Origin of the sequence: Falsirhodobacter xinxiangensis, assembly GCF_004959935.1 — a bacterium.
GTDB lineage: Bacteria > Pseudomonadota > Alphaproteobacteria > Rhodobacterales > Rhodobacteraceae > Falsirhodobacter > Falsirhodobacter xinxiangensis.
On record NZ_SMYN01000001.1, the window covers coordinates 175,878 to 199,050 of the forward strand.

Annotated in this window: 24 protein-coding genes; 11 read left to right on the top strand and 13 right to left on the bottom strand. The window is 65.2% G+C overall.

The window, feature by feature from the left end; all coding sequences use genetic code 11:
* The 3 genes from E2K76_RS00895 to E2K76_RS00905 are packed head-to-tail and all read left to right on the top strand — an operon-like array spanning nucleotide 1 to nucleotide 1,734.
* Nucleotides 1-900 (top strand): carbohydrate kinase family protein, encoded by a 900-nt coding sequence (locus E2K76_RS00895; RefSeq protein WP_136682380.1) that lies wholly within the window; start codon nucleotides 1-3, stop codon nucleotides 898-900.
* Nucleotides 897-1,331 carry a D-aminoacyl-tRNA deacylase gene (gene dtd, locus E2K76_RS00900; protein ID WP_136682381.1) on the top strand — a complete coding sequence of 145 codons (435 nt, stop codon included), beginning with the start codon at nucleotides 897-899 and terminating at the stop codon, nucleotides 1,329-1,331. Before E2K76_RS00895 ends, dtd begins: the two co-directional genes overlap by 4 nt.
* Nucleotides 1,332-1,374: 43 nt before the next feature.
* A complete protein-coding gene (locus E2K76_RS00905) occupies nucleotides 1,375-1,734 on the top strand; it encodes an SUF system Fe-S cluster assembly protein (protein WP_136682382.1) in 360 nt (119 codons plus the stop codon).
* On the opposite strand, the gene E2K76_RS00910 is transcribed toward E2K76_RS00905, so the two are convergent.
* From E2K76_RS00910 to E2K76_RS00935, 6 genes are read right to left on the bottom strand one after another with little or no spacing between them, the layout of a single operon-like run.
* The gene (locus E2K76_RS00910) at nucleotides 1,727-2,527 is read right to left on the bottom strand and encodes an inositol monophosphatase family protein (protein WP_169053168.1); all 801 of its coding nucleotides are present in this window, start codon (nucleotides 2,525-2,527) and stop codon (nucleotides 1,727-1,729) included. The two genes, E2K76_RS00905 and E2K76_RS00910, sit on opposite strands and share 8 nt — an antisense overlap.
* The gene (locus E2K76_RS00915; protein WP_136682384.1) at nucleotides 2,524-3,348 is read right to left on the bottom strand and encodes a glycerophosphodiester phosphodiesterase family protein; all 825 of its coding nucleotides are present in this window, start codon (nucleotides 3,346-3,348) and stop codon (nucleotides 2,524-2,526) included. The genes E2K76_RS00910 and E2K76_RS00915 overlap by 4 nt, the downstream gene beginning before the upstream one ends.
* A 1-nt stretch (nucleotide 3,349) precedes the next feature.
* Nucleotides 3,350-4,447, bottom strand: coding sequence for an ABC transporter ATP-binding protein (locus E2K76_RS00920; protein ID WP_136682385.1), 1,098 nt, complete (start codon nucleotides 4,445-4,447; stop codon nucleotides 3,350-3,352).
* Nucleotides 4,447-5,319 carry a carbohydrate ABC transporter permease gene (locus E2K76_RS00925; protein WP_136682386.1) on the bottom strand — a complete coding sequence of 291 codons (873 nt, stop codon included), beginning with the start codon at nucleotides 5,317-5,319 and terminating at the stop codon, nucleotides 4,447-4,449. The genes E2K76_RS00920 and E2K76_RS00925 overlap by 1 nt, the downstream gene beginning before the upstream one ends.
* A 1-nt stretch (nucleotide 5,320) precedes the next feature.
* On the bottom strand, nucleotides 5,321-6,205 hold the full coding sequence (locus tag E2K76_RS00930) for a carbohydrate ABC transporter permease (RefSeq protein ID WP_136682387.1): 885 nt from the start codon (nucleotides 6,203-6,205) through the stop codon (nucleotides 5,321-5,323).
* A 43-nt stretch (nucleotides 6,206-6,248) separates the two neighbouring features.
* Nucleotides 6,249-7,535, bottom strand: coding sequence for an extracellular solute-binding protein (locus E2K76_RS00935; RefSeq protein WP_136682388.1), 1,287 nt, complete (start codon nucleotides 7,533-7,535; stop codon nucleotides 6,249-6,251).
* Between the two features lie 131 nt (nucleotides 7,536-7,666).
* On the opposite strand from E2K76_RS00935, the gene E2K76_RS00940 reads away from it, so the two are divergent.
* From E2K76_RS00940 to E2K76_RS00945, 3 genes are read left to right on the top strand one after another with little or no spacing between them, the layout of a single operon-like run.
* The gene (locus E2K76_RS00940) at nucleotides 7,667-8,818 is read left to right on the top strand and encodes an ROK family protein (protein ID WP_136682389.1); all 1,152 of its coding nucleotides are present in this window, start codon (nucleotides 7,667-7,669) and stop codon (nucleotides 8,816-8,818) included.
* Nucleotides 8,815-9,024, top strand: a complete 210-nt coding sequence (locus E2K76_RS20560) for a glycerophosphodiester phosphodiesterase family protein (RefSeq protein ID WP_220432155.1) — start codon at nucleotides 8,815-8,817, stop codon at nucleotides 9,022-9,024. Before E2K76_RS00940 ends, E2K76_RS20560 begins: the two co-directional genes overlap by 4 nt.
* A complete protein-coding gene (locus E2K76_RS00945; RefSeq protein WP_220432156.1) occupies nucleotides 9,025-9,567 on the top strand; it encodes a hypothetical protein in 543 nt (180 codons plus the stop codon). It begins immediately after the preceding gene.
* Here the strand turns inward: E2K76_RS00945 and E2K76_RS00950 are convergent.
* Complete coding sequence (locus tag E2K76_RS00950; protein ID WP_136682390.1) at nucleotides 9,519-10,718, bottom strand: L-talarate/galactarate dehydratase; 1,200 nt, start codon at nucleotides 10,716-10,718, stop codon at nucleotides 9,519-9,521. The genes E2K76_RS00945 and E2K76_RS00950 overlap by 49 nt on opposite strands.
* 89 nt (nucleotides 10,719-10,807) lie before the next feature.
* Between E2K76_RS00950 and E2K76_RS00955 the strand changes: the two genes are divergently transcribed.
* Nucleotides 10,808-11,749, top strand: coding sequence for a LysR family transcriptional regulator (locus E2K76_RS00955; RefSeq protein ID WP_136682391.1), 942 nt, complete (start codon nucleotides 10,808-10,810; stop codon nucleotides 11,747-11,749).
* Here E2K76_RS00955 and E2K76_RS00960 read toward each other — a convergent pair.
* A complete protein-coding gene (locus tag E2K76_RS00960; protein WP_136682392.1) occupies nucleotides 11,701-12,378 on the bottom strand; it encodes an AIM24 family protein in 678 nt (225 codons plus the stop codon). The genes E2K76_RS00955 and E2K76_RS00960 overlap by 49 nt on opposite strands.
* Nucleotides 12,378-13,172, bottom strand: coding sequence for a bestrophin-like domain (locus E2K76_RS00965; RefSeq protein ID WP_136682393.1), 795 nt, complete (start codon nucleotides 13,170-13,172; stop codon nucleotides 12,378-12,380). The genes E2K76_RS00960 and E2K76_RS00965 overlap by 1 nt, the downstream gene beginning before the upstream one ends.
* Nucleotides 13,173-13,298: 126 nt before the next feature.
* Between E2K76_RS00965 and E2K76_RS00970 the strand changes: the two genes are divergently transcribed.
* The 3 genes from E2K76_RS00970 (at nucleotide 13,299) to E2K76_RS00980 (ending at nucleotide 15,898) form a co-directional block, all read left to right on the top strand.
* On the top strand, nucleotides 13,299-14,243 hold the full coding sequence (locus tag E2K76_RS00970) for a TAXI family TRAP transporter solute-binding subunit (protein WP_136682394.1): 945 nt from the start codon (nucleotides 13,299-13,301) through the stop codon (nucleotides 14,241-14,243).
* 52 nt (nucleotides 14,244-14,295) lie between these two features.
* Nucleotides 14,296-14,712: a peptidoglycan-binding protein LysM gene (lysM, locus tag E2K76_RS00975; RefSeq protein ID WP_136682395.1), complete on the top strand. Its 417-nt coding sequence runs from the start codon at nucleotides 14,296-14,298 to the stop codon at nucleotides 14,710-14,712.
* 70 nt (nucleotides 14,713-14,782) lie between these two features.
* A complete protein-coding gene (locus E2K76_RS00980) occupies nucleotides 14,783-15,898 on the top strand; it encodes an AAA family ATPase (RefSeq protein WP_136682396.1) in 1,116 nt (371 codons plus the stop codon).
* Here the strand turns inward: E2K76_RS00980 and E2K76_RS00985 are convergent.
* Both E2K76_RS00985 and mgtE read right to left on the bottom strand, forming a co-directional pair.
* Entirely contained in the window at nucleotides 15,888-16,424 is a 537-nt protein-coding gene (locus E2K76_RS00985) for a 5-formyltetrahydrofolate cyclo-ligase (RefSeq protein ID WP_136682397.1), read from the bottom strand. The genes E2K76_RS00980 and E2K76_RS00985 overlap by 11 nt on opposite strands.
* Nucleotides 16,421-17,779: a magnesium transporter gene (gene mgtE, locus E2K76_RS00990; RefSeq protein WP_136682398.1), complete on the bottom strand. Its 1,359-nt coding sequence runs from the start codon at nucleotides 17,777-17,779 to the stop codon at nucleotides 16,421-16,423. Before mgtE ends, E2K76_RS00985 begins: the two co-directional genes overlap by 4 nt.
* Before the next feature lie 124 nt (nucleotides 17,780-17,903).
* Between mgtE and guaD the strand changes: the two genes are divergently transcribed.
* Nucleotides 17,904-19,175 carry a guanine deaminase gene (guaD, locus tag E2K76_RS00995; protein WP_136682399.1) on the top strand — a complete coding sequence of 424 codons (1,272 nt, stop codon included), beginning with the start codon at nucleotides 17,904-17,906 and terminating at the stop codon, nucleotides 19,173-19,175.
* Here guaD and E2K76_RS01000 read toward each other — a convergent pair.
* Together E2K76_RS01000 and E2K76_RS01005 are read right to left on the bottom strand one after the other, a co-directional pair.
* Nucleotides 19,147-21,432 carry a glycosyl hydrolase family 28-related protein gene (locus E2K76_RS01000; protein ID WP_136682400.1) on the bottom strand — a complete coding sequence of 762 codons (2,286 nt, stop codon included), beginning with the start codon at nucleotides 21,430-21,432 and terminating at the stop codon, nucleotides 19,147-19,149. The genes guaD and E2K76_RS01000 overlap by 29 nt on opposite strands.
* 90 nt (nucleotides 21,433-21,522) lie before the next feature.
* Complete coding sequence (locus E2K76_RS01005; RefSeq protein ID WP_136682401.1) at nucleotides 21,523-23,100, bottom strand: lysine--tRNA ligase; 1,578 nt, start codon at nucleotides 23,098-23,100, stop codon at nucleotides 21,523-21,525.
* Between the last annotated feature and the right edge of the window lie 73 nt (nucleotides 23,101-23,173).

Consider the following 23,173-nt stretch of genomic DNA (forward strand, 5'->3'; position numbering starts at 1 on the left):
ATGATCCTCTGCTGTGGCGAAGCCCTGATCGACATGCTGCCGAAGGACGAGGGCTTCATACCCCATGCGGGCGGCGCGGTGTTCAACACGGCCATCGCGCTGGGCCGACTGGGCGCGCCCGCCGGGTTCTTCTCGGGCCTGTCGAACGACTTGTTCGGCACGAAACTGGCCCATGTGCTGGAGGAAAGCCGCGTCGAGACCGGCTTCTGCGCCCGTTCGAACCGCCCGACCACGCTGGCCTTCGTCACGCTGACGAACGGTCAGGCGCAATATGCCTTCTATGACGAGAACACCGCGGGACGGCTGTTGGCTGCGGACGATCTGCCCGCCCTGCCCGCAGATGTGCAGGCGCTGTTCTTCGGCGGGATTTCGTTGGTGAATGAGCCTGCTGCGGAAACCTATGCCGCGCTGATGGCGCGCGAGGCTCCGTCGCGCGTGACCATGCTGGACCCGAACATCCGCCCCGGCTTCATCACCGACCCCGAAACCTATCGCGCGCGGATCGACCGGATGCTGGCGCTGGCCGACATCGTGAAGCTGTCGGACGAGGATCTGCACTGGCTGGAAGGCCCCGGCGAGGTGACGGACCTTGCGCGCGGGCTGCTGGCGCGCGGGCCGAAGGTGGTGTTCATCACCAAGGGGGCCGAGGGTGCCCATGCGATCACCGCCACACAGGACCGGTTCGTGGCCTCGCAGCGCGTGACGGTGGCCGATACGGTCGGCGCGGGCGACACGTTCAACGCGGGCGTTCTGGCCGCGCTGCACCGCGCGGGTGCGCTGACCAAGGATGCCGTACTGACGGACGCCATCCTTGATGCCGCGCTGGACCTGGGCGCGCGCGCCGCCGCCGTGACCGTGTCACGGGCGGGCGCCAACCCGCCTTGGGAACACGAGCTTTGAGGGCACTGCTGCAGCGCGTCTCCGAGGCTGCCGTCACCGTCGATGGCAAGCGGATCGGAGAAATCGGCGCGGGCCTTCTGATCCTCGTCTGCGCGATGCAGGGCGATACCGAGGCCAATGCGGATGCGCTGGCGACGCGGATCGGCAAGCTGCGCATCTTCAGGGACGACGCGGCCAAGATGAACCTGTCGCTTAAGGATACCGGCGGCGCGGCGCTGGTCGTGTCGCAGTTCACGCTGGCCGCAGACACTTCGCGCGGGAATCGCCCCGGCTTTTCGCAGGCCGCCGCGCCCGAGGATGGCCGCCGCCTGTATGAACATTTCGCCGCCCTGATGGCCCGCGATTTCACCGTGGCGACGGGTCGCTTCGGCGCGGACATGAAGGTGTCGCTGATCAATGACGGCCCGGTGACGATCTGGGTTGAGGCATGAGGCGCGGATACCTATATTGCGCCCGCAAGCAAAGGTGATCCAGATGGACGACACGACCCAGGTCGAGGGCGAGCCCCTCATCAAGCCCTCCAGCACCGAACATCCGCTGTATGACAGCGTGGTCGATGCTTGCCGCACCGTCTATGACCCGGAAATCCCGGTAAACATCTACGATCTCGGCCTCGTCTATACCATCACCATCAACGACGAATCCGAAGTCGAGATCCTGATGACCCTGACTGCCCCCGGTTGCCCCGTCGCGGGCGAGATGCCGGGATGGGTGGCCGAGGCGGTCGAGCCGCTCCCGGGCGTTAAGCATGTCAACGTCGGCATGACCTTCGACCCGCCGTGGGGGATGGAGATGATGTCGGACGAAGCGCGGTTGGAACTGGGCTTCATGTAAGGGCGGCAGCCGCCCTTTCCCACGTCGCACGGTTGCGGGCCGAAATCAGCCGGTCCGCCCCCGTCACATTCGGCCATTGCCGCCCATCGACGGTCGCCGCGAACCCGCCCAGCTCGGTCAGCATCAGCTGTCCAGTATGGTGATCCCAAGGCTTCAGCCCGGTCGAGATGCAGAAATCCGCCTGATCCTCGGCCAGCATCCGATATTCATGGGCGGAGCATTGGATCGTCACGATCCGCGACAGATCGCCGAACGCGCGCAGCAATTCCATCCGCCCTTGGGACTTGTAAAGCGAAAGCGGGATCAATCCCGTCACCATCCGCGCCTCTTGCGGCAGCGTCGGAAGGCGAGTCGATACGCCATCGGCGCGCAAATGATACACGCCTTCCCCGGCCGCGACCACCAAGGTGTCGCGCGTCACCGGGTAATGGATCAGCCCGCCCACAGTCCGCCCATGCGACAGCACCGCGGTCATCACCCCGAAAATCGGCAGCCCATGCGCAAAGGGCCATGTGCCATCCACAGGGTCGATCACGAACAGAAGCTCGGGGCTGTCATAGTCGAAATCGGGCGTCGCGCTTTCCTCGCCAATGACGGCGCAGCCGGGGAACAGGCGGCGCAAACCATCCGCCAGCGCCACCTCCGCCTCCAGATCCGCGACCGTCACCAGATCGTCGATGGCGGTCTTGGCGCGGATCTCGCCTGCTGCCAGCGTGCCGAAACGCGGCAGAACGATGCGCCAGCCGACCTCGCGCGTCAGCGCCTCGACGGGCAGGAGGTCGGAAAGCTTCATGCGGCGGCCTTTCTGGCGGTCAGCCATTCGATCAGCAATGCCGGCTCGTCGGTCTGGATCGCGTTCACCCCCGCCGCCAGCAGCGCGCCCCAGACCGCATCCGGGTTGCGCCGTGCCGCTGTATCGTTCATCCCGCAGCAGAAGGAAACATCCAACGTATTGACCCAGACGGCGATTCCCGCCGCCCGCAGACGCTTTGCCGCTGCCCGCAGGTGATCCAGCGTTTCATATTTGCTTTCCACCATGAAGGGCGGATGGGCCAGCAAAGCATCGACCGCATCCGTGCCGAAGGTTGCCATCGCCATGACCGCGATACCGCTTTCGGCCTGCATTCTGGCCAGCGCCGCGGTCTCGGCCACCGTCTCGGCGGTGAACTTCAGGTCCACGAGCTCCTCGGCCCCTTCGGCCTGCACGCAGGCGATGACCTCGGCGGCGATGGCACGGTCCTTCAGGTCGAGGTCCAGCGCGATGCGGCCATTGGCCAGACGCAGCGCCTCGGCCAACGTGGGGATGCGGTGATCGGTCGCGCGCGCGTCGGCGCCGTCGCGGTCGAACAGGCGCAGCTCGCGCAGGTCGGCCAGCGTCACATCCTCGGGCGTCAGGGCAACGCCCGTCATCCGCAGGGTCGTGCGGTCATGCATCAGCACCAGATGCCCGTCGGCGGTGCGCCGCACATCCACCTCGGCCACGGTCGCGCCGATGGCGATGGCATCCGCGATGGCAGGCAGGCTGTTTTCCGGCGCGGCGTGCCATGCCCCGCGATGGGCGATGACGGCGGCCCCGAGGGCATTTTCGGCAATGGTCTGGCGATAGGATTTCATGTCAGGTCCGGATCAGAAGCTCGCGGACGGCAAGACCCGTTTCCGCATCGAAAAGGTGAAGCGCGTCCTGCGGGAAGGACACGCGCAGGGCATCCCCCACACCGCCGGGCGGGGCCGTGACGCGCAGGCGACCGCCGTCAGAGGTGGTCAGGGCGATGACCGAATGCGATCCAAGCTCCTCGCGGAACTGCACGCGCATCTCGGCCCCGGTGCCAAGGCGGATATGTTCTGGGCGGATGCCAAGCTGGAACATCCCGTCGCGGCGGCATCCGATGGTCGAGCCGTCCGGCAGCGCCATCCGCCCGTTCCGCGATTCCACCGCCAGCAGGTTCATCGGCGGCGATCCGAGGAACCCGGCCACGAAGGTCGAGGCAGGCGCGGCATAGATGTCCGAGGGCGGCGCGAACTGTTCGATCCGCCCTTTGTTCAGGATCATCACGCGGTCGGCCAGCGTCATCGCCTCCACCTGATCATGCGTGACGAAGACCGATGTCGCGCCGATGCGGCGGTGAAGCTGCGCCAACTCCATCCGCGTCTCGTTCCGCAGACGTGCGTCGAGGTTCGACAGCGGCTCGTCGAACAGCAGCACCTGCGGCTCTCGGATGATGGCGCGGCCGATGGCGACGCGCTGGCGCTGCCCGCCCGAAAGCTGGCTGGGACGGCGGTCCAGAAGCGCCGACAACTCCAGCATCCGCGCAACCTCGGCCACGCGGGCCTCGCGTTCGGCGCGGGGAACCTTGGCGATGCGCAGGCTGTAATCCATGTTCCGCGCCACCGTCATATGCGGGTAAAGCGCATAGTTCTGGAACACCATCGCGCAGCCCCGGTCGCGCGGGGCCAGTGCCTGAACCTCGCGTGCCCCGAAACGGATGCGGCCAGCGCCCACCGCCTCCAGCCCCGCCAGCATGTTCAACAGCGTCGATTTCCCGCAGCCGGACGGCCCGAGGATCACCGTGAATTCCCCCGCCCGCAGATGCGCGGTCAGGTTCGGGATCACGGAGGCCTGGGCCCCGGCATAGGTTTTCTCCAACCCCTCGATATGAATGTCGGTGCCGGTCCGGGCGGCGGCGGTCACGGGGCGTTCAAGCGTCAGGGTCATCATTTCTCCGTCAAGGCCATGCCCCGCACCAAAAAGCGTTGCAGCACCGCGATCAGGGTCAGCGGGATTAGCGACACGGCCGAGGCCGCCGCCATCATCAGCGGAAAATCCGGCGCGCGGCTGTCGCCATCGGTCGCCAGACGTGCCAGCCCCACCACCGCCGTCTGCATGTCGGCGGTCGAGCTTGCGACCAGCGGCCAAAGGTAGTTCGTCCACCCGCCAAGGAACATCAGCACAAACAGCGCCGCCAGCGCGGGGCGCGACAAGGGCAGCAGCACATCCCACATGAACCGCAGCGCCCCCGCCCCGTCCATCCGCGCCGCGCGGGCAAGGTCCATCGGCACGGTGCGGAAGAACTGGCGCAGCATGAACGTGCCGGTGCCATGCGCGATCGCCGGAAGCGCCAACCCGATATGGGTGTTCACGAGGCTGATCTGCGGCACCGGAAGGCCAAGGGCGGCGAACGGCTCCATGATGTTCGACATCACCTGATAGGTGGGCACGACGCGGATATCGACCGGCAGCAGGATGGTGCCGAAGATGGTCGCGAACACCAGCCAGCCGAAACGCAGGTTAAGAAAAACCAGCGCGAAGGCGGTGCAGAAGGACAGGATGCAGATTCCCACCGCCGTCATCAGCGCGACGATCAGGCTGTTGAACATCTGCACCGGGATGCGCGTGTCGGTGAAGACCCGGATCAGGTTATCCACCAGATGCCCGCCCGGATACCATGCCAGCCCGTTGCGAAGGATGTGCTCGTAACTGTGCGACGCGCTCATCAGCGCGATCCACAGCGGGGCGAGGATGAACAGGATGCCCAGCCAAAGGATCGCCATCGCGATCCGGTCGAAGGAGGTGCGTGTCTCGATCATCTCAGCGCTCGTATTTCACGCGGCGTTCCATCAGCAGGAACTGCGCGGCGGCAATCAGCAGGACTAAGATCATCAGCAGCACCGTCTGCGTCGACGCGCCCGACAGATCATACCCTTTGAACCCGTCGGCATAGATCTTGTAGACCAGCAGCGTCGTCGCGCCCCCCGGCCCGCCCCGCGTCATCGTGTCGATCAGGCCGAAGGCATTGATGATGCTTTCGGTGAATTCCAGCACCAGCACGAAGAAAAGCTGCGGGGCCAGCAGCGGCAGACGGATGTCCAGCGCCTGCCGCCACGGCCCCGCACCATCAAGCGCCGCCGCCTTGGAATAGGTGTCGGGCAGCGCCTGAAGTCCGGCCAGAAGGATGACGAAGTTGAACGGGATGCCGTTCCACAGGTTCGCCACGATCAGCGTGATGAACGCATCCACCCCGTCCGTTCCCGGCGACCAGATGCCCGGCCACAGTTGATTAAGCGGTGTAAGAATGCCGACGAAGGGATTGAAGATAAATCCGAATATCACCCCGATAGATGCCCCAGCCACCCCCTTCGGCCAGACCAGCACGTTCCGAGCGATGCGCGAGGTGCGCAGCCCCCGGTCCGCCGCCATCGCCAGCACCAACGGCACCAGCACCGCCGGGACCGAAGCCGTGACCATGAAGATCCCGGTCAGCTTCAGGCTTTTCCAGAACTCCGGGTCCGACAGCACGCGCCGGAAGTTGGCTAGGCCGACGAAGGTGGACCCGCCGCCGAAGGGCTGTTCCAGAAAGAACGACCAGCGGATCGCCTCGGCCACCGGCCAATAGAAGAACAGCGCCGTCAGCAGGATCAGCGGCGACAGGAACAGCAGCGCGATCAAGCGCGAGCGGAACGGGGATTGTGTCATCTGGACCTCGGGAGGGATGCGGGCGCTCTGGCCCGCATCCGCTTCAGTTGGCGGCGTAGGTCGCCTCGAACCGGCGCAGCAATTCGTTGCCCCGACGGACCGAATTGGCCAGCGCCTCGTCCATGGTGATGTCGCCGTTATAGGCGCGCTGCGTCTCCTCGGCGAAGATGTCGCGGAACTGGACATAGAAGCCCAGACGGATGCCGCGCGTATCGGCATTGCCCGGCGCGCCCAGCGTCTCCATCCCCGGCCCTGCGGTGGCGAATTCCGGCGCATCGGCGCGGCCCGACGATTCCAGCAGGTCCAGCGCCGATTGCGTGACCGGCAGGTATCCGGTGGCGGCCGTGAACTCCAACTGCGCCTCGGGGGTCCGCAGATAATCGAGGAAGTTCTGCGCCGCCTTCACCTCGGCCTCGTCATGGCCCTTCATCAGCCACAGCGATGCGCCGCCGACGAAGGTGTTGTGGCGCGTCTGCCCCTCATACATCGGCGGCAGGGTGACGGTGATCGCATCCGCGCCCAGCGCCTCGGTGAACGAGGTATAGCCGCCCGACGATCCTTCGATCATCGCACATTCGCCCGCGCTGAAGGCGGCATTGTATTTCGCGGCCTTGGTTTCGGCGTCGAAGCGGACAAGCCCTTCCTCGTGCCAGTCGGCAAGGTTGTTCATGTGCTGCGCGACGATGCCCTGATCGATGACATATTCCGCATCCAGCCCGTCATAGCCGTTGGACTGCGTGGCGATCGGCACGCCGTGGCGGGCGGCGAACTGCTCGATCTGGCGCCATGCGTTGATATCGGTCGCGAAGGGGCAGGATACGCCCGCCTCCTTCAGCGTGCGGGCGGCGGCGATGACCTCCTCCCACGTCTCGGGGGTCTTTTCGATCCCGGCTTCGGCCAGCATCGCCTTGTTGGTATAGAACAGCAGCGTGGACGAGTTGTAGGGCTGCGAGAACAGCTTGCCGTCCGCCGTTTCGTAATAGGCCCGCGCGCCGGGGATATAGCTGTCCCACGGGGCGTCGGGCATCGCCTCGGACACCGGGATCACGGCGCCCGACAGCATCAGATCCAAAGTCCCTGCGTCGAAGAACTGGATCAGCACGGGATGGTTGCCCGCGCGATAGGCGGCGATGGCCTTCTGCATCCCGGCCTCGTAGCTGCCCTGCCCGACGCAGGACACGTGGTCCTGATCCTGCGAGGCGTTGAACGCCTCGCATGCGGCAAGGATCGCTTTTTCGTTGCTGCCGGTATTGCCATACCAGAACTCGATATCCGTGGCATGGGCGGCGGTGGTCATGGCAAGTGCCGCAAGGGGGGTCAGGAAGCGCATCTTGAACGTCCGGTTTGCTGAAGTCCCTGGTTTACTACGCTTTGTGTGTGACAATGAGGCGAAGGTTTTTTTATTATATCGTTACAGTCGCCGTGATAGGCAGGTTCATAAATCGCGCGAAGTGTAGTATTATGGCCTATGATCCCTTTTCCCTTGTCGGCGATGGCTTTCGCCGGGCACCGCGAGGTCCCGTCGTTTCCGATAACGAGCGTATGATCCTGCGCCGTCTTCACGCCGCGCCCGGATCGACGCGGGCCGAACTTTCGCCGCGCTTCGACATCAGCCAGCAATCGGTGCACCGGATCATCGACCAGTTGACCGAACGCGGGTTGATCCGCCTTGGCCCGCCGCGCGTCGCTGGGCGCGGCCAGCCCAGCCCCTCGCTTTTGCTGAACGGCGATTTCGCGCACAGCTGGGGTCTGTCGCTGAACACCGACGATGTGGGTATATGCCTGATGGACTTCGCTGGCGTCCCCATCGCGCAGCGTCAGCTTCCCATCGCCGGGCTGGGCCGCGAAGCGGTGCTGGACATGATCGTCGCGCAGATGGCCGACATCGGTGCCGAACACGGGCGCGGCGCGGATCGCTGCCTCGGCGTCGCGCTTGGCATCTCGGGCTATTGGATCTCCGGCACGCAGTTCAACGCGCCGCTGCCGCTGCACGACTGGTCGCTGATCGAGTTGGGGCCGCTGTTATACGCGCGTTTCGGCCTGCCGGTCTGGATCGACAACAACGGCAACACCGCCGCGATGGGCGAGATGATGCTGGGCCTTGGCCGCCATTTCCACACCTTCGCCTATGTCTCGTTCAACTTCGGCCTTGGCGGCGGCCTGATCGTGGATGGAGAGCTTCTGCCCGGCGGCAACCGCAACGCGGGCGAGATTTCGGGCATCTATACCGTGGATGAACATGACCGCCGACCCGCGCTGCAATTCCTGCTGCCCCGCCTGATCGCGGCGGGCGTTCCCATCAGCACCATCGCGGAACTGTCGCGCGATTTCGACCCCGACTGGCCCGAAGTGTCGGGCTGGGTCGAGGAAGTCATGCCCGCCTTCGACCGTCTGGTTGCCGCGCTTTGGGCCGTCATCGATCCGCAGGCCGTGGTCCTGGGCGGACAGATCCCGCGCAAGCTGGCCGAGGCGCTGATCGCACGCTGCCAGCCCTATCGCAACACGCGCTATGGCATCCAGAGGCCGATGCCGAAGCTGATGGTTTCGGACCTTGGCGCCGAGGCGGCGGCATTGGGCGCGGCAGCACTTCCCTTGCGGAAATGCGCGCTGTGACCCGTATCGCATCCCATCGCGGCGGCACGCTGGAATCGGGCGACAGCACGCCTTCGGCGTTTCGCATGACCGCTTCGCTGCCGGTCGAGGAGGTGGAGTTCGACGTCCATCCGACCGCGGACGGCCATATCGTCGTCCATCACGACCCCACGCTGGACCGCACCACCGACCGCAGAGGAGAGATCGCGAAGCTGACGCTGGCCTAGGTGAAAGCCGCCCGCCTGAACCATTCCCCCGGCGAAGCGCCCCTGACCCTGCACGAGCTTTGCGCCATCTTCCGTCCCATCCCCATCGCCCTGCGGTGCGAGATCAAGGCGGGCGCGGACGGTCTGCCCTATCCGGGTCTTGCGGACCGGGTCATCGACGTTCTGTCCACCGAGGGCATGCTGGAGCGGACGGTATTCTCCTCCTTCCTGCTGGAGGTGGCGGCAGCCCTGCGCCCGTCGCTCTGGCTCGTGTCCCCGCCGGTTCTGCGGCAGGTCGGGCCCACCGAGGTGATCGCACTAGCCCAAACCCGCGGCATTGCCGAGATCGCCGTGAAGGTCGATCTGGCCGATGCGCCGCTGGCGGGCATGGTGCAGGCGGCGGGACTGGCATTCGGCGTCTATGGCGCCCATTCGGCGGCACAGATCGACCACGCGCTGGCCTTGGGCGCCAAGGTGATGACCACCGACCGCCCAAGACTGGCGCTGGAGCGGCGTCAGAACTTCCCGAACGTCGCCGTCTCGGACGTCCACGCGCGCATCTGACCCGACGGCACGAGGCCGAGGCCGGGACGGTTCGGCACGATCATGCGGCCGTCCTTCACCTCCAGCCGGTGCTCGAACATGGTGTCGGACCAGTCGAAATGCTCGACCCACGGCTCGCGGCTATAGGCGGCGGTCAGGTGCAGGTGGATCTCCATGCAGTAATGCGGGGCGAGTTGCAGCTTCTTCTGGTCCGCCAGCGCGCAGATGCGCAGGAAGGGCGTGATCCCGCCCACGCGCGGGGCGTCCGGCTGGATGAAATCGACCGAATTGGCGGCGATCAGGCCCAGATGTTCATCCACCGAGGTCAGCATCTCGCCGGTCGCGATCGGCGTTGCGAGTTCCGCGGCCAGCATCGCGTGACCCTCGAAGTCATAGGCGTCCAGCGGCTCCTCGATCCAGGTCAGGTTGAACTGTTCCACGATGCGGCCGAAACGCAGGGCGGTCGTGCGGTCCCATTGCTGGTTCGCGTCGATGGCCAGCGGGACGTTGCCGCCGATATGCTCGCGCACCTGTTCGATCCGTTGCAGGTCGATCATCGGATCGGGCTGGCCGACCTTCAGCTTGATCGCACCGATGCCGAATTCCAGCGATGCGGTGATCTTCTCCCGCACTTCCTCGATGCTGGAGGACAGGAACCCGCTGGAGGTGTTGTAGCAGCGCACCGAATCGCGATGGGCGCCCAGCAGTTTCGCCAGCGGCAGGTTCGCGCGCCGCGCCTTCAGGTCCCACAGCGCCACGTCGAACGCCGCGATGGCTTGGGTGGACAGGCCCGAACGCCCGACCGAAGCCCCTGCCCAGACCAGCTTTTCCCAGATGCGAGAGATGTCGCTCGGGTCCTCGCCCAGAAGCGCATCCGCAATGTCGCAGGCGTGGCGATACTGCGCCCGCCCGCCGGCCCGTTTGGAATAGGAATAGCCGATCCCTTCGAACCCCTGCTCGGTCTTGATCTCGGCGAACAGGAAGGTCACCTCGGTCATCGGCTTCTGCCGCCCCGCCAGCACCTTGGCGTCCGAGATGGGGGCTGCCAGCGGCATCACCACGGATGACAGCTTGATCCCCACCACGCGGTCGGTCGTCGCCTCGCCCGGCGGCAGGCCGGCGTTCAGCGGGTTGATGGGCAGCAGGCGTTCGCCGGTCTGCAGGTCTTTCATGGCATTCCCTCCGTTTGAAGCGATCATAATTGCCAGCGCAATGCCGATCCAATATCATCTTCGGATCATTTCAATTCAAAGGTTGGATCATGCTCGATCTGGTTCAGGTGCGCTCCTTCGTTGCCGTCGCGACCGAACTCCACTTCGGGCGGGCCGCGCGGCGGCTGAACATGTCGCAGCCGCCGCTGAGCCGGCAGATCCGGCTGCTGGAGGAATATCTGGGCACACAACTGTTCGAACGGTCCAGCCAGCGGGTCGCGCTGACGGCGGCGGGACGCGCTTTCCTGCCGCAAGCGCAGTCGCTTCTGACCCATGCGGGAACGGTGGAAAGCTCGGCAAGGCAGGATGGCGAGGCGGTGGAGGGCAGCGTCCGGCTGGGCTTTTTCGGCACGGCGGCGTTCCGGCTGCTGCCGCGCATCATTGCGGCCGCCGCCCGCCAATACCCCCGCATCGGGTTCCAACTGCGCGAGATGAACGCCGTAGGGCAGATGAACGCCTTTGCCTTCGGCGAACTGGACATCGGCATCGTGCGCCCCATCGACCATCCACCGGGGCTGGAGGTGCAGGTGCTGATGCGCGAACGGATGCTTCTGGCCCTGCCGCGCGGGCATCGGCTGGCCCGCGGGCCGCTGCGGGTGGCCGACCTGACGGGGCAGCCCTTCATCGGCTATTCCACCGACGCGCCCTATCTGCACCAGTTCCAGACCTCGCTGTTCCAGGCGCTGGGCATCCGCCCGGACGAACAGCATCGGCTGGCCCATTCGCCCGCGATCCTGTCGCTGGTCGGCGCAGGGCTTGGGCTGGCGCTGGTCACCGAACAAGCCCGCCACGTCGCGACCGAAGGGGTGGAATTCCGCCCCCTGCCCTTGCCGCAGGACCGTCTTGCCCTGACGCATCTTGTGGCCCGGCCCGACATGCGCCCGCCCGTCGCCCGCATCCATGCGCTGATTGCCGAAGTCGCGCGCGAGGTCGAAGCCGAAACCTATTCGAACAGCGATCCTTCGATGCTTTCGCCGGTCATGCGCCGGTAAAGGTGTTCGTTCCAATAGGGCGTCCAACAGACCAGCGCCTTGCCCTTACCGGTATAGACGCGCAGCCGCTTCTGCCCCGAGATCAGGCTGCGCGGAAACCGTGCCGCGGGGCGGGACGAAAACCGCAGCCCCTCGGTCCGGCCCAGAACCAGCCGACCCTGCACGCGCAATTCGCCGTCCACGTCCACAACCTCCACCGGGCCGGGGGCGTTGATGGCGACGCGGCCCGGATTGCGCAGCGTCGTCTTCCAGGTGAAGAACCCGTCACCGGCCCAGAAACTGGCCCAGAACGGCTCGCGCCTCATGCCCAGCGCGACATTGCCTTCCGAGGCCCAATAGACACCCGGCTCCAGCACCCAAGCGTCGTCCGCCCCGACATCCATCAGGTGATAGCCCGACAGCGACGGCTGCAGCATGATCGACCCGCTGCCGGAGTAATAGGGCCGGATGCGCGCCTCGTCGGTGAAGATCGACCGGAAGATGTCACGCACCCCCGGCAGGCGCGGCGTCAGTTGGATGTCGCCGCGCAGGGTGGACATGGCGCCGCGGCGGGCGCGGACGGTCTCGCCCGCAATCTCGATGCGGACCTGCCGCATCCCTTCGACTTCGCGGATGGAAAAATCGGCCATCAGGGTTCGTCCCAGATCATCACGCGGTCCCACAATCGGCGCAGCGGGTCGGGCTGGATCGCCGCCTCGCCGCGCAGGGGATCGTCCAGCGCCACGATGACGAACAGGATCACGCCCAGAAAGAACGCCGTGATGGTGCCCAGAACGAACTGCCGCACGGGCCGCATCCGCAAAAGCACGATCAGGATGATGTTGATCGCCGCCCCCACCAGCACGGCATACCACAGCACGTTCGGGATCTCGGTATACACCCCGTTCAGGCGAAGCTGGCGCGCGCGGGTGAATTCCTGAAACGCAGACAGCATCTGCGCGTGCAGGATCTCCTGCCCCGGGGTCTGCGGCTCGAACGCCGACAGCTTCTGGCGCATCGCGTTCACCCGGTTCGCGCCGCCGTCCAGATAGGCGCCACGCGCATGGGCGGGCCAATCCTTGTACAGCGTGAACAGGACGTAATCGCGGATCATCGCCTTGGTGTCGGACCGCGTGGGTTCGGGATAGGCGTTCACGTCGGAATAGACGGCTGCCAGCACCGTCGCCTCCTGCAGCACCGCCTCGGCAATCCGTTCGTTGTTCTGATATGCGGAAACGGTCAGAAGACCCAGAAGCAACCCATAGAAAAGGTTGAACCCTGCGGTTCCATAATTGATCGCCTCGTTCAAATCCGGACCGGCGCCGATCAGAAGCCGCATGATCGGCTTGACCACCAGCATCCCGAATATGATCGACCCCACCGCCGCAATTGCGAACCATGTGGCCAGATCGCGCAATGGAATGTCGTAGACGAAATCCGGCATATTGCCCCGAACCCGAATTGCCCCGGCATATTGGCGCGGCAAATTCGTTTGTGCGAGAGGAATTTACAGGCTTGCCGCATTATTCGCGCCATGCCCTAATATGCGCAATGGTTTCGGGGGTTGCGGATGTTTCGTCTTGTCCTTGGGCTGGTCTTCGGACTGTGCGCTTCGGCGGGGGCGCAGGACCTGCGACTTTACACGATGGGGTCGGGCGATGTCAGTGGCAGCTACTATGCCGCCGCCGCGGCGATCTGCGACGCAACGAACCGCGCCGAACGGGGCAACCTGCGATGCAGCCCCGAAGCGACGCCGGGGTCGATCTACAACCTCGAATCGCTGCGGGGTGGACAGATCGATTTTGCGCTGCTGCAATCGGATGTGCAGCGGATGGCGCTGTCCTCCGAAGGGCCGTTCGAGGGCCAGCCCCCTTTCGAAGACCTGCGTGCGGTCATGTCGCTTTATCCCGAAACGCTGACGATCCTTGCACGGGCGGATGCGCATATCCTCAGCCTCGGCGGACTTCTGGGCAAACGGATCGATATCGGCCTGCCCGCGTCGGGGCGGCGCGCGACCATCATGCGCCTGTTGGAAGCGGTGGGCTATGACCGGTCGCAATTCGCCGCCCTGCTGGAGCTTCCGGCCGGGGCGGGACTGGACGAGCTTTGCGCCGGCCGCATCGACGCGACGGTGCTGATCGTGGGCCACCCGAATGCCGGGGTCGCCCGCGCGATCCGCGACTGCGACGCGCGGCTCGTGCCCGTCTCCGGCCCGCAGGTGCGCGCCTTCCTTCAGGCCAATCCCGACTACGTCCACGCATCCATCCCGCGCATCCCCTATGGCCACAAGGGGCGCACGCAGACTTTCGCCGTGGTGGCGACGTTGGTGACGCGGGCCGAAACGCCGGACGATATCGTGAACGCGATCGTGCGGCACGTTTTGGAGAACATGACTCTGGTCGGGCTTTCGGCATCGGTGCTGGAAAATCTTTCGCCGCGCGGAATGCGCGATACCGGCCTTGCCGCGCCGCTTCACCCCGGCGCAGTGGCCGCATTCGATTCCGCGATTAAATAAAACCTTCGCGTATCGCGGCCAAATTTAACGCCGAGTCAAATGGAGGACGATCATGGGACTTTTCAACTTCTGGAAGAAATCCGGCAAGGAATTGCCCGCCGAAGCCGATGCCGCCCCGACCGCCGACGTCCTGAAACAGGAAGTCGCAAATCTTGGCCTCGATACCAGCGGTCTGGATATCAAGGTCGAAGGCGACAAAGTGAAACTCGCCGGTAAATCCGCGTCGCCGGAATTGCGCGAAAAGGTGATCCTTGCGGTCGGCAACGTCGCGGGCGTCGCCTCGGTCGAAGATGACCACGACGACGACGTGATCTTCCATACGGTGGAAAAGGGCGACACCCTTTCGGCCATCGCCAAGAAGACGCTTGGCGATGCGAACCGCTACCCCGAGATCTTCGAGGCGAACAAGCCGATGCTGTCGCACCCCGACAAGATCTATCCCGGCCAAGTCCTTCGTATCCCACGATAAGCCGGGATTAACGAGTTGTTAGTCATGCTGGCATAGATCGCGAGAACACGACTCTCGGGAACTCTGCCACATGACCAGCATCGCGAGCCTTGCGCCACGGCCAGCCTCTCTTGCCGCCTGCACGATCTCGCGCGATCTGGGCCGCTTCGACCAACTGGTCGCGGAAATGGAGGCTGAACTGGGCGATCAATGGGCCGACCTGTCGCTGGCAACGGCGGCGGGTTTCCTTGCATCCTCGACCGGGCTGCGCTTCGTCGTCTTCGCGCTGGATGCCGCGGACGAAGGCAACCCTGCCATTGCCGCGGCGATGGAGGCCGCGCGTCAGGCCGGGCTGCGGATCATGCTGGTCTGCGACGGCATCGGTCCGGCCCCGTTGCAACAGATCCTGCGGCTGCGGCCGGATGACGTTCTGGCCTATCCCCTGCCGCATGGTGCGCTGCGCGAGGCCGCCCTGCGCGGCGGCGCCACCGAAGCGACCGGGCTTGGCCCGGCGGACGATCTTGCCCCTGCCGCCCGCCGCCCCCAGCGGGACGGGGTCGCCATTCCTGTCATCGGCGTCGCGGGCGGTGTCGGGGCGACCACGTTGGCCATCGGCCTTGCATACGAGTTGGGCCTGCGTCACCGGGTCTGCCTGATCGACCTCGACCCGCGCTCGGGATCGGTGGCCGCCTATCTGAACCTGAACAGCACCGTCCCTGCCGCCTTTCCGCAAGGCCTTCAGAACTGGCGCAACCGCTTCCACGTCCTGATCGCCACCGGAGGCAACCTGCCCCGCCTGATCGCCAGCGCGCGGGCGGAATTCGACGTGCTGCTGCTGGACCTGCCCACCGGCGATACCGATCTGGCCACAGCCGTGATGGCCGAGGCCGATCTGGCGCTGACGGTGATGGAGCCTGACGCCCGCTCGATCCGCAGCGCGATGCGGCTGTCGCGCGATCTGGACCCGGATGCGCGGGCGAAGTTGCGCCATGTGGTCAACCGTGCGCCGGGGGTCATCGACATTTCGGGCCGCGCGCGGATGCGCCGGTTCTCGGGCGCGCTGACGATCGCGGCCAACCTGCCGGATGGCGGGCGTGCCGTCGCCGCTGCGGCCGAACGCGCGGTTCCGCTGGCCGAGGCTGCACCCCGCAACGGCTTTCACCGCAGCCTGCAAAGCCTTGCCGCGAGCCTTCCGCTCAGAAGATGAGGATGCCTTTTTCGGTGACCAGCGCATCCAGAGGCTGGTCGGTCGCCTCGATCGGGACAGCAGCCTGCTCTTGCGCGGCAAAGGCGAAACCGACGGCAAGCACGGGCGCGTGGCGGCGCAGCCCTTCCAGCGTGCGGTCATAGAAGCCGCCGCCATAGCCCAGCCGATACCCTCGTGCATCGAACGCGACCAGCGGCACGATCACGACCTCGGGGACCAGCCAGTCGCCGTCTGCCGGGACCAGCGCGCCGAAGGTCCCCTGCACCATCTTCGCCTGCGGTGTCCAGCGGCGGAACAGAAGCGGCTGGCCGGGCGCCTCGATCACCGGAACGCAGACCGGGCCGTCATGCGCGGCCATCGCGGACAGAGGGTCGATCTCGGTCCGCATCGGCATGTATCCGGCAAGGGTCTTGCCCCGGTGCGGGGCCAGCCACGCGGTCAGATGATCCGCCGCCGCGCCCTGCCCTGCGGCATGTGCCGCCTTGCGCGCGGCAAATGCCCGCGCCCGTGCCTCCGCCTTCGTCACAGCAGCATCACCGTCGCCAGCCCCAGAAACGCGAAGAACCCGATCACATCCGTCAGCGTCATCACGAACGTCCCCGAGGCCAGCGCCGGGTCCAGTTTCAGCTTGTTCAGCCCCAACGGCACCAGAACCCCGGCCAAGGATGCGACGATCAGGTTGATGATCATTGCCAGCGCGATCACCACCCCCAGCATCGGCCCGCCATAGAAGGCGACCCCGATCCCGCCCATGATGACCGCAAAGGCCAGCCCGTTCACCAATCCCACCAGCACCTCGCGTTTCACGACGCGCGGCGCGTTGGAACTGGTCAGGTCCCGCGTCGCCAGCGCCCGCACGGCCACGGTCAGCGATTGCGTCCCGGCATTGCCGCCCATCGACGCGATGATCGGCATCAGCGCCGCCAAGGCCACGATGACCGAGATCGTCCCGTCGAATTGCGAGATGACCCAAGCCGACAGGTTCGCCGTCAGAAGGTTCACCGCCAGCCACGGGAAGCGTTGCTTCAGCGTCTCGACCACGCCGTCCGAGATCGAGCTTTCGTCGCCCACACCGGCAAGGCGCAGGATGTCCTCCTCGTGCTCCTCATCCAGCACGTTCATGGCATCGTCGATGGTGATGACGCCGACCAGCCGCCCGTCATCATCCACCACGGGGCAGGAAATCAGGTGATACTGGTTGAAGATATAGGCGACATCCGCCTCGGGATCGGTCGGCTTCACGGTGCGGAAGCTGTCCTCGGCCAGTTCCTTCATCGATGCCTCGCGTTGGGCCGAAAGCATCCGGCCCAGCGTGACGTAACCCTGCGGCTTCATACGCGGATCAACAAGGATCACGTGATAGAACTGGTCCGGCAGATAGTCGACCCGGCGCAGGTAGTCGATGGATTCCCCCACCGTCCAGTGTTCGGGCGCGACCACCACCTCGCGCTGCATCAGGCGGCCCGCCGAATATTCGGGATAGGTCATCGCCTGTTCGACCGCCGCCCGGTCCGCCCGGTCCAGCGCGTTCAGGATGATCGCCTGCTGCGGCTCCTCCAGATCTTCGAGGATGTCCACCACGTCATCGGTGTCCAGCTCGCGCACGGCTTCGGCCAGAACCTCGGAGGGCAGGTTCTCGATCACCTCCTCGCGGATGGAGTCGTCGATCTCGGACAGGATTTCGCCGTCGATCTCGCCCGACCACAGTTGCAGCAGCTCGCGCCGTTCGTTGGGGGCGATCTGTTCCAGAAGGTCGGCGATGTCGGCAGCGTGCAGCGGATCGAGAAGTTCCGTGAGGCGGTCGGTATCCTTGGCCTCCACGGCGTCCAGAATCGCGCTGGTCGGGGTCTCGTCGCGCGCTTCCGTCTCGATTTCAGCCATGCTGCCTCCTTGGGTCATTGCCACGATCTTACCGCAAGGTGTTTCACCGAAACAGGGGCAGCCGGGGATTTCGTCCGAACCGATGGGGGTTTAGTGTAACGGGGTGATAAAGCAAGGACGGGCGATGGAACTTCTTCTTGGGCAGGTGCTGGGTTTCGACGGCGATCACACCGCGCCGCGCATCGACGAGGGTTTGGTGCTGGACGCGGGCCGCATCGTGGCGGTGGGTTCGGCAGACCGTCTGCGCCGCGATTTCCCGCAGGCGCGCGTGACCGATCATGGGCGGGCGCTGATCTCTGCCGGGTTCGTGGACGCGCATGTCCATTACGCCCAGACCGCGATCATCGCCAGCTGGGGCAAACGGCTGATCGACTGGCTGAACACCTATACCTTCCCCGAGGAGATGCGCTTCGCCGATCCCGCCTATGCCGCCGATGTGGCCTCGCGCTATTTCGACCTGACGCTGGCGAACGGCACGACGACCGTCTGTTCCTATGCCACGATCCATCCCGAAAGCGTGGACGCCTTCTTCGCCGAAGCGCAGGCGCGCGGGCTGCGGGCGTTCGCGGGCAAGACCTGCATGGACCGCAACGCGCCGGACGGTTTGCGCGACACGGTGCAATCGGCTTATGACGACAGCAAGCGCCTGCTGGAAAAATGGCACGGGCGGGACCGGCTGAGCTACGTCATCACGCCGCGTTTCTCGCCCACCTCGACGCCGGAGCAGCTGGAGGCGCTGGGCGCGCTGTGGCGTGAATACTCGGATTGCCTGATGCAGACGCACCTGTCCGAACAGACGGACGAAATCGCATGGGTGAAGGAGCTTTTCCCCCAGTCGCGCGATTATCTGGATACCTACGAGGCGCAGGGGCTGCTGCGCGAAGGCGCGGTCTTCGGCCATGCGATCCACCTGACCGAACGCGAAAAGGCCCGCCTGCGCGAAGCGGGGGCGAGCCTTGTGCATTGTCCGACATCGAACACCTTCATCGGATCGGGGCTGTTCGACATGGGGCTGGCGCAGACCCTGCGCGTGGGGCTGGCGACCGATACCGGCGGCGGGTCCAGCTTTTCCATGCTGCGCACCATGGCCGCAGCGTATGAGATCGGGCAGCTTCGCGGCAACCCGATCCACCCGTCGCAGCTTTGGTGGCTGGCGACGCAGGGCTCGGCCCGCGCATTGCGGGCCGAACATCAGATCGGCAATATCGCCGTGGGGATGGAGGCCGATCTCGTCGTGGTCGATCTTGCCTCCACCCCCGCCATCGAACAGGCCACACGGCGCGCAGACGACATCTGGCAGGCCGTGTTCCCGACGATCATGATGGGCGACGACCGCGCGATCAAAGCGGTCTATGTGGGCGGGACCCTCAGTTCGGGTTGTCGCAGCGCAGGGTGACGTGGACACGGCCCTTTGCGGCCTGCGGCCAGTGCAGCTCCACCCGGTTCTTCGCGCTGCCCTTCTCCACCTCGACATAGGGGACCGGCACCATCACCGCACCCGAGGCGCTGGTGATCGGCCCCTCGGCCACCACGGCGCGCACGTTGCGCGACCACGCACCGAAGGGCATGAAGCTTGACCCGTCGATGGTCCAGGTGCCCGCCGCCGTGGTCTGGGCATGTTCCACCGTCACCGGGCTGACCGTCGCTTCGGTGATGCCGTGAAAGGTGTTCGCCTCGAACACGCAGTTGCGGAAACGGCTGAAATCCATGCTGGCATAGGTGGTGTCGATCGCCTCCACACGGTCGATGGTCGTGTTGACCGTGCGGAAGGTGTTGCCCGTCACCGAAAGCCCGTTGACGAAATGCCCCGGCCCGCGCGGCGTGATGACGATGCAGCGCGCATAGGGGGCAGAGCTGGAAATCATGAACGTGTTGGCCGAAATCGTCAGACCGCCGAAGGAAAACTCGTTGTTGAACTCCGGGTTCGGGTCATGCTCGTTCGACATTTCGATGAAGCAGTTGTCGACATAGTTGCCCGTGACCACGGTGCGAAGATTGGTCTGGGTGAACACGATCCCCGCGCGGCGCACCCCGGCGCTTTCATTGTCGCCCTGAAAGAAGTGGTTGCCGATGATCATGTGGCCCGACCCGTCAAGGATCGCGAAATGGGCAAAGCGCACCACCCGGTTGTCGCGCAGCTTCGCATCGTTGGAATTGACGTTCACCGCGATCGTGGTGCGTTCCTGCACCCGTTTTTCCTGCTCGTTCGAGAGGAACTGGCACTGATCGACCAGAAGCCCCTGACAGCCCGTTCCGATGGATGTGATCCCGCGATCCTTGGGCTTGTTCACGACGCAATCGGCCATGCGGAAGATCGTCCCCGCAGGCGGCAGCATCACGGCGCTGGCGACGCCGTTGCACTGGATCTCGATATCCGTCATCTCGAATTTCGAGTTCTTGGTGAAGCCCGAGAAATCCATGACATAGCGGAAGCGCGTGAAGGTGAAGGTCCGCGTGCCGCCCGTCGCACCCGGAGGGGCGCTCAGATCCAGCGTGCCATCCGCCACGTTCTTCGCACGAACATAGATCTCGCGCCCGACGCCCGTGCCGGCCACCAGCGAGCCCACTTCGATATTCGCGACGTTGGCAACGCCCGTCAGACGGTTCGGGTCCGAGGTGGTATAGGTCGCGACCGACGTGACCGTGCGGCTGTCCCAGCCCGAACCCGACACGGCGTTGAGCTGCCCGTTGGTCAGCACCCGGCGCTGCTCGAACGTGGTCAGGCGGCCCACCGCGGCGACGTCGATGGGATCGGGAATGTCCACGCGGCGGCCCGAAAGGTCCAGCGTGACGTGATCGGTGAAATAGAACAGTGCGTGCAGCGCGCGTTTGAAACCCGCAAGTTCGCCCCCGAAGGCGGCGGCATAGGTATCCAGATCGAAGTTCCGCGTGCAGGCCAGCCGCGCATCGGCGGGCATGACCAGCGTGCCTTCGAACTTCACGCGGGCATTCAGCGTGATGTTGCGCCCGATATAGTAGCTGCCGCCCGACACCAGCACCTTGCGCCCGCCCGCCGCCGCATCCGCCGCCAGAAACGCCGCCGCATCATCGGTCACGCCATCGCCGATCGCGCCATAGTCGCGCACATCGACCCAATCCATCATATCACGGTGAAAGACCGAGGTGACGTCCTCGATCCGGATGTCGTCGATCCGCACCGTGCCGCCATTCGCGCCGGTCAGGTCCAGCCCGAAATGGCCATAGACGGGATCGGTGCCCCAGACCATGTCCACGCCATGCCGCGCACCCGATCCGATGATGGCCGACACTTCGACCACCGAACCATAGCTTTCCAGCGCCACCTCTGGGCCAAATCCCGGCACCGACGACGCATTGCCGTTCGACTTGCCCGCCCATGCCGCGATGCGGACCGAAGGCAGCGCCCCCGCCAGCGCCTTCACCCGCGCGGTGACGCGCAGATACATGCCCGGCTGCATCGGGATCTGTTGGAAACAGCGCAGCTTGGTCACCGTCTGCTGCTTCAGGATCTCCAGACAGCCCGCGAAATCCTGATCCGCCGGGACGAAGGCGGCGTTGCCCTGCCCCTGCCAGCTGCCCTGCCCTGGCCGCCCATCCTCGCGCGACCAAAGGTTCAGCCCCGCCGCAAATGCGGGTGGCATCAGGACCAGCCCTTCGGTAATCGCCTTGTTCATCCGGTAATCCTCGCGCTCGGTTGCTTGAGGGCGAAGATTGCCGATGGCGGTTAAGTTCCGGACACCGCCCCGCACGGGGGCGGTGCAACATCAGGCCTGGGTCTTCACGAACTCGCCCGCAAGGCCCTGTTCGATCAGGCGGATGCTCTCCTCCACGCCGTAAAGCGCGACGAACCCGCCGAAACGCGGCCCCTCCGATGCGCCCAGCAGCACCTCGTAAAGCGCCTTGAACCAATCGCGCAGCGGCTCGAACCCGTGATCCTTGCCGACGGCGAAGACCATGGTCTGCAGCGCATCCGCGTCCAGCCCGCCATCCCAGATACGCAGACGGCCCAGCAGATCCTCCATCGCGGCGCGTTCCTGATCGGTCGGCATCCGGAACTGCCGCTTCGGCGCCACGAAATCGCGGAAATAGCGCACCGCGAACTCTGCCGCCTGATCCAGATCGGGATGCGTCTCGGGCGATGCCTCGGGGGCATAGCGTTGGATGAACCCCCACAGCCCCGACTTGTCCTTGGCCGACGCCACGCTCGCAAGGTTCAGCAGCATGGCGAACGGCACGACCATCTTCGATTCCGGCACGTTGCCGCCATGGATGTGCCAGACCGGGTTATCCAGCCGCTTCGTCTCGTCCTGCGTGGCATAGGCGCGCAGCTGCTGGTGATATTCGTCCACCGCCTTGGGGATCACGTCGAAATGCATCCGCTTGGCCGTCTTGGGCTTCAGGAACATGAAATAGGACAGCGATTCCGTCGATGCATAGGTCAGCCATTCGTCGATGGTCAGCCCGTTGCCCTTGGATTTCGAAATCTTCTCGCCATTCACATCGAGGAACAGCTCATAGGTGAAATGCTCGGGTTTCTTGCCACCAAGGATTTCGCAGATCTTGTCATAGATCGGCGTGTTGGTGGAATGGTCCTTGCCATACATCTCGAAGTCCACATCCAGCGCGGCCCAACGGGCGCCGAAATCGGGCTTCCATTGCAACTTCACGCGGCCACCAGTGACGGGAACGGTGTGCTCGGTCCCATCTTCGTCGTCGAAGGTGATAAACCCGTCCTTCGAGACGTTCTTCAGCGGCACATACAGAACCCGCCCCGTCGAAGGCGAGATCGGCAGGAAGATCGAATAGGTCGCGCTCCGCTCCTCGCGCAGGGATGCCAGCATCACCGCCATGATCTCGTCATACCGCTCGCAGGCGCGCAGCAAAACCTGATCGAACTGGCCCGATTTGTAGAATTCGGTGGCCGAGTAGAATTCATACTCGAACCCGAACGTGTCGAGGAACCGGCGCAGCATCGCGTTGTTGTGCCCGCCGAAGCTGTCATATTCGCCGAACGGGTCCGGCACGGCGGTCAGCGGACGCTGAAGGTTCTCGCGCAGCATCTCTTGCTGCGGCACGTTGTCGGGCACCTTGCGCATGCCGTCCATATCGTCGGAAAAACAGATCAGGCGGGTCGGAATGTCGCAGATCGCCTCGAACGCGCGGCGGATCATAGTCGTGCGCGCCACCTCGCCGAACGTGCCGATATGCGGCAGGCCCGAAGGGCCGTAACCCGTCTCGAACAGCACATAGCCCTTTTCGGGGGCCTTGCCGCCGACGCGTTTCAGAATCTTCCGTGCTTCCTCGAAAGGCCAGGCTTTGGAGTTCATCGCGGCGTCGCGCATGGGAATTTCCCCCGTTGACCGGCGGCCCCGTGCCGCCAGAGGCCTGCGTGGTCTATTGCCGCCGCCCGTCCCC

Coding starts and splice junctions, on each gene's coding strand:
- E2K76_RS00965 (WP_136682393.1), bottom strand. CDS start 13,172: ATGCCGGATTTCGTCTACGACATTCCATTGCGCGATCTGGCCACATGG.
- E2K76_RS01000 (WP_136682400.1), bottom strand. CDS start 21,432: ATGAACAAGGCGATTACCGAAGGGCTGGTCCTGATGCCACCCGCATTT.
- E2K76_RS00905 (WP_136682382.1), top strand. CDS start 1,375: ATGGACGACACGACCCAGGTCGAGGGCGAGCCCCTCATCAAGCCCTCC.
- E2K76_RS00930 (WP_136682387.1), bottom strand. CDS start 6,205: ATGACACAATCCCCGTTCCGCTCGCGCTTGATCGCGCTGCTGTTCCTG.
- lysM (WP_136682395.1), top strand. CDS start 14,296: ATGGGACTTTTCAACTTCTGGAAGAAATCCGGCAAGGAATTGCCCGCC.
- guaD (WP_136682399.1), top strand. CDS start 17,904: ATGGAACTTCTTCTTGGGCAGGTGCTGGGTTTCGACGGCGATCACACC.
- E2K76_RS00970 (WP_136682394.1), top strand. CDS start 13,299: ATGTTTCGTCTTGTCCTTGGGCTGGTCTTCGGACTGTGCGCTTCGGCG.
- E2K76_RS00950 (WP_136682390.1), bottom strand. CDS start 10,718: ATGAAAGACCTGCAGACCGGCGAACGCCTGCTGCCCATCAACCCGCTG.
- E2K76_RS00935 (WP_136682388.1), bottom strand. CDS start 7,535: ATGCGCTTCCTGACCCCCCTTGCGGCACTTGCCATGACCACCGCCGCC.
- E2K76_RS00955 (WP_136682391.1), top strand. CDS start 10,808: ATGCTCGATCTGGTTCAGGTGCGCTCCTTCGTTGCCGTCGCGACCGAA.
- E2K76_RS00915 (WP_136682384.1), bottom strand. CDS start 3,348: ATGAAATCCTATCGCCAGACCATTGCCGAAAATGCCCTCGGGGCCGCC.
- E2K76_RS00960 (WP_136682392.1), bottom strand. CDS start 12,378: ATGGCCGATTTTTCCATCCGCGAAGTCGAAGGGATGCGGCAGGTCCGC.
- E2K76_RS00940 (WP_136682389.1), top strand. CDS start 7,667: ATGGCCTATGATCCCTTTTCCCTTGTCGGCGATGGCTTTCGCCGGGCA.
- mgtE (WP_136682398.1), bottom strand. CDS start 17,779: ATGGCTGAAATCGAGACGGAAGCGCGCGACGAGACCCCGACCAGCGCG.
- E2K76_RS00910 (WP_169053168.1), bottom strand. CDS start 2,527: ATGAAGCTTTCCGACCTCCTGCCCGTCGAGGCGCTGACGCGCGAGGTC.
- E2K76_RS00895 (WP_136682380.1), top strand. CDS start 1: ATGATCCTCTGCTGTGGCGAAGCCCTGATCGACATGCTGCCGAAGGAC.
- E2K76_RS00925 (WP_136682386.1), bottom strand. CDS start 5,319: ATGATCGAGACACGCACCTCCTTCGACCGGATCGCGATGGCGATCCTT.
- E2K76_RS01005 (WP_136682401.1), bottom strand. CDS start 23,100: ATGCGCGACGCCGCGATGAACTCCAAAGCCTGGCCTTTCGAGGAAGCA.
- E2K76_RS00980 (WP_136682396.1), top strand. CDS start 14,783: ATGACCAGCATCGCGAGCCTTGCGCCACGGCCAGCCTCTCTTGCCGCC.
- E2K76_RS00920 (WP_136682385.1), bottom strand. CDS start 4,447: ATGACCCTGACGCTTGAACGCCCCGTGACCGCCGCCGCCCGGACCGGC.